The following is a 6433-nucleotide window of genomic DNA, read 5'->3' on the forward strand; positions in this document are numbered from 1 at the left end:
GGCGGGAATGCGCACTTTCACCTCGAAGCGGAGCGTGACGGGCTGGCCGGCGCTGCCCGCGGGCAGGGGCACATCCACGTTGGTGGTGAGTTCGGAGCCATTGGCCACGGTGCTGGGGTAGGCGGGCTTGGTGCGCACCACGCGGCGCTCAGGCGTGGTGCCGAATTTGGCATACACCACCAAGCTGTCGATGTCTTTATACAAAATGCCGGCGGGCACGGCCGTAGTGGCCGGCGGCAGTGGCGCGCTGCCAATGCCGCCCTTGTTCAGCGTCACGTTGTAGCGGATGATGTCGCCGGGGGCGCTGGTGGCGGTGGCGGTGGGCACGGTCACGTTCACCGGGCCCGAGTTGATGACGATGGTGGGCGTGGCTTCGGCCAGGCGGAAGTAGAAGCTGCGGACTTTGCTTTGGCCGTTCTGGCTATCCACGCGGGCATCGACGCGCACCAGGGACTTGTTGTCGCCGGGGGGCACGGTGTAGCGCACCACCAGCGTGTCGGTGCGCTTGATGCGCGAGTAGGCCGGCGCGTACGCGATGGTTTGCACCACCGCCGAGTCGCGGGCGGGCTCTACTTTCTGCAGAATGACAATCTGCTTGATGGGGTCCGTCTGCTGCGCAAACTGCAGCTCAAACGTCACCACCTCGCCCACGGCGTACTTGGTGGCGTTGCCCAGCGAGTTGGTAGTGAGCAGCGTTGGATACTGCGGCCCTTGCAGCGTGTAATAGTCGTCGAGCTCTTTCTTACAGCCGGTAGCCACCAGGGCCAGGGCCAGAAGCCCGCCCCAGAGGGCGCGGACGCGGGAAATATGTTTCATAGGAGGAATATCGATTAAATGTCAGTTGACAAGGAGCAGAGAGCAATGCATCTGTCATCCTGAGCCTGCGAAGGACCTTATCACGCTCACAACGATTACACGACTGCAAGCCGTTCTTCGGTGCTAAGCTCCTTCGCTACGCTCAGGATGACAGAAGCAAAATCACGGCTGGTCGAACCACAGTGGCTTGGTCACATAGTCCTGGTCGCCGGCGCCCACGGTCAGGCCCACTTCGGCGTAGTTGCCGGCCACGGCGTTGGGGCTGTACTGCAGCTCGGTGGCGCCCGGCAGCATGCGGCGCGGGTAGTTGCCCTTCAGCGGCCCGTTGCCCGACGAGTAAATCGGGTACTGGAAGTTGACGTAGATGGTGGGGTCGAAATCGAGGCGGCGCAGGTCCGACCACGAGTCCGGATTCAGGAACATGGCAATGTATTTCTGCTCCATGATAGAGCGCAGCGTGAGGGCGGCTTCGGTCTGGGGCACGGCCGCGCTGGCCACGTACGCCTCAATCTGGGCCGAGGTAATGGCCGGGAACGTGACCGACGGCGGCGAGAACGTGCCGCCGGCGCTCATCTTGCGGATGTGCGCCCGGATGCCCTCCTTCAGCGACGCCAGCGCGGCCGTTTTGTTGCCGGCGCGGAAGTAGGCCTCGGCCTCGATGAACTTCACCTCGTGGTAGGTAATCACCTCAAAGTAGCCCAGGTCGCGGGCGTACCAGCCGCCGTAGAAGTCGCTGAGCGTGGAGCCGGGCGTGAGGTTGGCCGTGCTGGGCGTGCCGGCGCCGGGGGCCGCGCCGGTGCTGGTGGTGGGCGTCATCACGCCGAAGCGCGGGTCGACCACGCCCGGAAACGTGGTGCCGTTGATGTACTTGATGAAGTTGAGCGAGAACGTGGCCCCGCCGAAGTTGGCGCGGGTGGGCCCGAAAATGTTGGTGGTGTTGGCCAGCGGGGCCACGGCCGTCTGGAACTGCAGTTGCGCATCATCGGCCGACGACTTGAAGGCCTGCGCGCACAGGGCCAGCACGGCGTTGGGGTCGTAGCTGCCTTTTTTGGTGAGGTGCTGGGCCTGGCGGGCCTTCAGGGCGTAGGCCAGGCGCTGCCACTTCACCGGGTCGCCCTTGTAGAGGATGTCGCCGCTTTCGCTGGGCGAGGTGCTGTAGAGGGGGCGGAAGTTGGCGCTGGCCGGCTTCTGCATCTCCACCAGGCCCTCGTCGAGCAGCTGGTTGATGGTGGCGTAAATCTGCTGCTGCGAGTCGTACTTGGGCGTGTAGTTGGCCCCGCCCTGGTAGGCTTCGGAGTACGGAATGTTGCCCAGCATGTCGGTGGCGTGGGCCAGAATCAGGGCCTGCATAATCTTGCCCGCACCCACGTAGTAGGGCGAGCCCTCGGCCACGGCCGCCTTCTGCATCACCGGAATGTTGCCGCCCGACTGGAAGTACGAGTAGTTGAACGTGTTGGTGCTTTGGGCGTTGGTGAAGAAGTATTGGTCGTTGCCACCGCTGTTGGCCGTGCGGCTCACCACGTACTGCGTGATGTAAGGCGTGCGCAGCGCCGTGAACATCTGCGTTTGAATGCCGTTGGAAATAATGCCCGGCAGCAGGAAGTTCGGCGTGGAAGCCACCGGGTTGTTGGGGTTGTTGTTCACGTCGAGGTACTTCTCGCACGCGGTGAGGGCGGGCAGACTTAGCAGCAGGCCCAGGCCCAGAATGTATCGTTGGAGGTTCATCTTGCTAGAATTTGGTAGTCGGAAGGTGGTCATCGGCTGGCAGCTAGACGGACTATTTAATTGCCAGATTCCCAATACCGAATACAGGGATTAAAAATTCACACGCAGGCCCATGTCCACGCCGCGGGTGCCGGGCACGTTGCCGCTCACCACGTTGCCCACCTGCTCATCGAGCAGCAAGTGGGCCAGGTCGGGCGTGTGCTGGTAGGCGTTGTAAATCTCCGTCAGGAAGCCCGAGCGGATGATGCATCCCCCGCGCCAGATTTTGGCAATTTCGGCCAGGTTCAGCTCATACTTGTATTCGGTCGAAGCGCGGCTCAGCAACTGCATGCCTTGGGCATAGGTGATGGCCATGCTGAAGTAAAACGCCTGCTCGAGCTGCGCCACGAAGGCCGCGCGCTCCACGCCGGGCAGCGCACCGGCCGCCGGGCCGTACTGCCCCTGCAGCTGCTCGCGCAGGGCTTTGTACTTCGACAAATCGCGCAGGGCCACGGCCATGTCCACGGTGGGCAGGGGCGTTTCCAAGTCCATGGCTACCTGCGAGGTCCACTTGCCAGTGCCCTTGGCCCGCGCCTCGTCCTTGATGTCGTCGAGCAACAGGTGGTCGGTATCGGGGGCTTTGAATTTGAAGATGTCCTTCGTGATATCAAGCAGGAAGCTTTGCAGCCGGCCCGCGTTCCATTGCGCGAATACCTCGCCGATGGCCGCGTTGTCCATGCCCAGGCCGGTTTTCAGCAGGCCGTAGGTTTCAGCAATGAGTTGCATCAGGCCATACTCGATGCCGTTGTGCACCATCTTCACGAAGTGGCCGGCCGCGCCGGGGCCGATGTACGTCACGCAGGGCTCGCCATTTACTTTGGCGGCAATGGCCTCGAACATGGGCTGCACCACGCCGTAGGCCGCTTTGTCGCCGCCGGGCATCATGCTCGGGCCGAAGCGGGCGCCTTCCTCGCCGCCGCTCACGCCCATGCCAAAGAAGTGGAAGCCGCTTTCGGCCAGCGACTTGGCGCGACGCTCGGTGTCGGTGAAATGCGAGTTGCCGCCGTCGATGATGAGGTCGCCGGGGGCGAGCACGGGCGTGAGCTCGGCCACCACGGCATCCACGATGGGGCCGGCGGGCACGAGCAGCATCACGGCGCGGGGCGTTTGCAGGCTGCCCACGAAGCTGGCCAGGTCGGCGTAGCCCGTCACGGGCTTGCCCTGGCCTTCTTCGGCCAGCAGGGCCACTTTGGTGGCGTCTTTGTCGTAGCCCGAAACCGGGAAGCCGTGGTCGGCCAGGTTCAGCAGCAGGTTGCGGCCCATCGTGCCAAGGCCAATCATGCCAAAGGAAGGGCGGGAGGGAGGATTGCTCATCGGGAAAGCGTTGAAAGAAATAAGGTGTCAGGAAGCAGGAAAAGGGGCGCGCCGCGGCCCTATAAGCCTCCGCGCCCCTCCAATGTTGGCCGTCGCGGCCGGTTTTTGGTAGGCGAAAGAAGTCGCGTGGGCCATGCCGCGCCCAATGTACGGTCCGGAGGGGCGATACCGTTGCCCTCATTCAACATTCACCATCGGGGCTGCACCTTGCCTAGGTATTTTGGCGGCTGCTGAGCAAAAGGCCCGCCGTGCTACTGTTTGCTATATGCCTTACTTTATTCGACATACGCCCGGGTCCCGGCCCGTTGAGGCCACGCAGTGGTTCCCGGGCCAGGAACTGCCGGGGGTGAGCGCCGAATCGGCGGGCCACCCCGGCGGCGGCGGCCTGCTACCCGTGCCGCCCCACGCCTACGTGCACACCCGCAAGGGCATCCTCACGGTGTTTGCCAGCGACTGGATTATTACCGAGCCCGACGGCGAGCTGCACGTGTGCCAGCACCGCCTGTTCGAGTCCAACTATGCCCCTGTGGAAGCGGATACCGCCGCCGGCCTCATCGCGCCCAGCCCTCTCGAAACGGGAATTTAACCAGCCAGCGAGGTAGGGGTGGCCGGGAGCCGCGCCCCTACCTTTGCCGCATGGAATTTCAGAAAAAGAAATATGCGTTTCGCGGCATGGACGGCTACGCGGGCTTTCGCAACGGCCAGGAATACGAATTGGAGCTAGCCCTCAGTCCCGCCGACGATGAGCGCCCGGCCGAAATCGTCATTATCAACCCAGTGTCGCAGCAGTACATGTATTGCAGCAAGCAGGAGTTTTCGGCCCGGTGGGAGAAGCGGTAGGGGGAGCGTAGATTTATAGTATGCACACCACTACCAAACGCCAGCTTATCATCATTGCCAGCCTAGCAGGTTTAAATATTCTATTCGGTAACTTGGCCGCCGGTAACGGTCATCAACTCAGTGGTGAAATAATAGCTGCACGCAGTCCGGAAATGCGGAAAGCGGTGCTGACCACTTTTCTTGTCAGCATTCAATTCTTCAGTTTCGTTCTTGGCGCTTTAGCTGCTTTAATCCCGTACCGGCAGCGGCAGTTTAGCGAGAAGTGGCTTACGTTTTCCCTGTGGATTGCTGTCGGGTTACATTCCTTCTCACTAATAGCTTCGGTAATAAAGCTGCTATTCTGGTAGTCAGTAACAATTGCCGGTTCAATCTCGGCTCCGGGTACAACAAAAAAGCCGGCCTCTCTCGCGAATGAGAAAGGCCGGCTTTCGATTATTAAGTACCCGGAGCCGGAGTCGAACCGGCACACCTTGCGGTATTGGTGTTTGAGACCAACGCGTCTACCGGTTCCGCCATCCGGGCAGGATGAGCTTTTCAGAACAAATCCGCTCTGCCGGTATCAGGAGCGGGCTGCAAAGGTAGCTAGCTGTTGCTGGATGCGCAACAGATACCGTTTTTTTAGGTAGTAAGTGCGGATTTGCTGGAGCGCGGCCGGGCGGTGGTCGGGCGGGAGCTGCTCATAGCCAGCGAGAACAGGCTCGATGCCAGCGTCGAGCGTTTCAGAAATGGCGGCTACTTCGGCGGTTACGGTGGCTTGTACGGAGGCATCGGGTTCCATCTCCAGCTCCATCAGCTGCTCGTTCAGGTCCATCATGTCCATCAGAAAGTCGGGCGGGAGTTGCTCCTGCTTGCCTTCTTCCAGCAGGCCGTGCTGGCGCAGCAGGTAGGCCATGCGCTGGTCGGGGTGCGAGAGGGTGCGGTAGGCATCGGTATTGAGGGTGGCCTGGCGCAGCATCTCGGCCTGGTTCTCGGGCGAGGAGGTGGCGTGGAAGTCGGGGTGGGTTTCGCGGCTCTTGGTGTAGTAGAGGCGCTTGAGGGCAGCCTCGTCGGGGCGGAAGGACTCAGGCAGGCCGTAGAAGGCGAAGTAATCAGGCGACATAGCAAACGGGTATTTAGTCAGAAAGCGAATACGGTACTACGCCGGTTGCACCGAAAAAGCCACGGGCGGCGCGGAAAACAGCCGCTTGGTAGCCGGCCATACGTCCCCAAACAACGCGGACTTACGGTAGGCGTTCAGAGCGGCTGCGTCATCCCAGTGGCTGTGGGTGCAATAGATGGCGGGGTTGTCGGCATCCTGCCACAGCTCCAAAAAGTGGCAGCCCGGCTGCTGCCGGATGCGCTGCTCGGTGGCGCGGAACAGGGCCAGAAACGCCGGCACCTGCGCCGGGTCGAAAGTCATGCGAACGATGCGGATGAGCATTAGCGGTAGGGGAGTTGAAGGCGCAAAAGTAGAAAGCCCCGGCTCCGCGAGGGCGGCCGGGGCTTTTTTCATCATCTTCAATTGCGCTTACTCGCGTACCACGCGCAGGCGCTGCGGCACGCCATCAGGACCCGTCAGCGACACCACGTACACGCCCGGCGCGGCCTGGCGCAGGAAGCTACTGAGTTGCTCGGCCAGTGCCGCCCGCGTGGCCGGAACAGGGGCCAGCACTACCCGGCCCAGCATGTTGCTCAGCGTGAGGCGGAGGGGCGTGGCGTC

The 6433-nt window shown here is 62.2% G+C and carries 9 protein-coding genes and 1 tRNA gene; 3 read left to right on the forward strand and 7 right to left on the reverse strand.

Features of this window, described 5'->3' with window-relative positions; all coding sequences use genetic code 11:
* From ACYVDE_RS12055 to gndA, 3 genes are all read right to left on the reverse strand, one after another.
* A partial coding sequence (locus ACYVDE_RS12055; protein ID WP_460501795.1) for a hypothetical protein occupies positions 1-816 on the reverse strand: 816 nt, incomplete at its 3' end.
* A gap of 162 nt (positions 817-978) precedes the next feature.
* A complete protein-coding gene (locus ACYVDE_RS12060; protein WP_460501796.1) occupies positions 979-2541 on the reverse strand; it encodes a RagB/SusD family nutrient uptake outer membrane protein in 1563 nt (520 codons plus the stop codon).
* 90 nt (positions 2542-2631) lie between these two features.
* Positions 2632-3894 carry an NADP(+)-dependent, decarboxylating phosphogluconate dehydrogenase gene (gndA, locus tag ACYVDE_RS12065; RefSeq protein ID WP_460501797.1) on the reverse strand — a complete coding sequence of 421 codons (1263 nt, stop codon included), beginning with the start codon at positions 3892-3894 and terminating at the stop codon, positions 2632-2634.
* 265 nt (positions 3895-4159) lie between these two features.
* Here gndA and ACYVDE_RS12070 point away from each other — a divergent pair, with 265 nt between their 5' ends.
* From ACYVDE_RS12070 to ACYVDE_RS12080, 3 genes are read left to right on the forward strand one after another with little or no spacing between them, the layout of a single operon-like run.
* A complete protein-coding gene (locus tag ACYVDE_RS12070) occupies positions 4160-4480 on the forward strand; it encodes a hypothetical protein (protein ID WP_460501798.1) in 321 nt (106 codons plus the stop codon).
* Positions 4481-4530: 50 nt separating this feature from the next.
* On the forward strand, positions 4531-4734 hold the full coding sequence (locus ACYVDE_RS12075; RefSeq protein WP_460501799.1) for a hypothetical protein: 204 nt from the start codon (positions 4531-4533) through the stop codon (positions 4732-4734).
* Positions 4735-4754: 20 nt separating this feature from the next.
* The gene (locus ACYVDE_RS12080) at positions 4755-5081 is read left to right on the forward strand and encodes a hypothetical protein (protein ID WP_460501800.1); all 327 of its coding nucleotides are present in this window, start codon (positions 4755-4757) and stop codon (positions 5079-5081) included.
* A gap of 93 nt (positions 5082-5174) precedes the next feature.
* Here the strand turns inward: ACYVDE_RS12080 and ACYVDE_RS12085 are convergent.
* The 4 genes from ACYVDE_RS12085 to ACYVDE_RS12100 all read right to left on the reverse strand — a co-directional run.
* A tRNA-Leu gene (locus tag ACYVDE_RS12085) sits at positions 5175-5256 on the reverse strand.
* A 37-nt stretch (positions 5257-5293) separates the two neighbouring features.
* Positions 5294-5833, reverse strand: a complete 540-nt coding sequence (locus tag ACYVDE_RS12090) for an iron-sulfur cluster co-chaperone HscB C-terminal domain-containing protein (RefSeq protein WP_460501801.1) — start codon at positions 5831-5833, stop codon at positions 5294-5296.
* A gap of 36 nt (positions 5834-5869) precedes the next feature.
* Positions 5870-6154, reverse strand: a complete 285-nt coding sequence (locus ACYVDE_RS12095) for a putative quinol monooxygenase (protein WP_460501802.1) — start codon at positions 6152-6154, stop codon at positions 5870-5872.
* A gap of 87 nt (positions 6155-6241) precedes the next feature.
* Positions 6242-6433 (reverse strand): hypothetical protein (locus ACYVDE_RS12100; protein ID WP_460501803.1); only part of this gene is annotated, 192 nt, incomplete at its 5' end.

It is taken from the genome of Hymenobacter agri (assembly GCF_054778495.1).

Bases quoted from the DNA above. Each gene is read 5' to 3' on its own strand.
- ACYVDE_RS12060 (WP_460501796.1), bottom strand. From the start codon at position 2,541: ATGAACCTCCAACGATACATTCTGGGCCTGGGCCTGCTGCTAAGTCTG.
- ACYVDE_RS12090 (WP_460501801.1), bottom strand. From the start codon at position 5,833: ATGTCGCCTGATTACTTCGCCTTCTACGGCCTGCCTGAGTCCTTCCGC.
- ACYVDE_RS12075 (WP_460501799.1), top strand. From the start codon at position 4,531: ATGGAATTTCAGAAAAAGAAATATGCGTTTCGCGGCATGGACGGCTAC.
- ACYVDE_RS12070 (WP_460501798.1), top strand. From the start codon at position 4,160: ATGCCTTACTTTATTCGACATACGCCCGGGTCCCGGCCCGTTGAGGCC.
- gndA (WP_460501797.1), bottom strand. From the start codon at position 3,894: ATGAGCAATCCTCCCTCCCGCCCTTCCTTTGGCATGATTGGCCTTGGC.
- ACYVDE_RS12095 (WP_460501802.1), bottom strand. From the start codon at position 6,154: ATGCTCATCCGCATCGTTCGCATGACTTTCGACCCGGCGCAGGTGCCG.
- ACYVDE_RS12080 (WP_460501800.1), top strand. From the start codon at position 4,755: ATGCACACCACTACCAAACGCCAGCTTATCATCATTGCCAGCCTAGCA.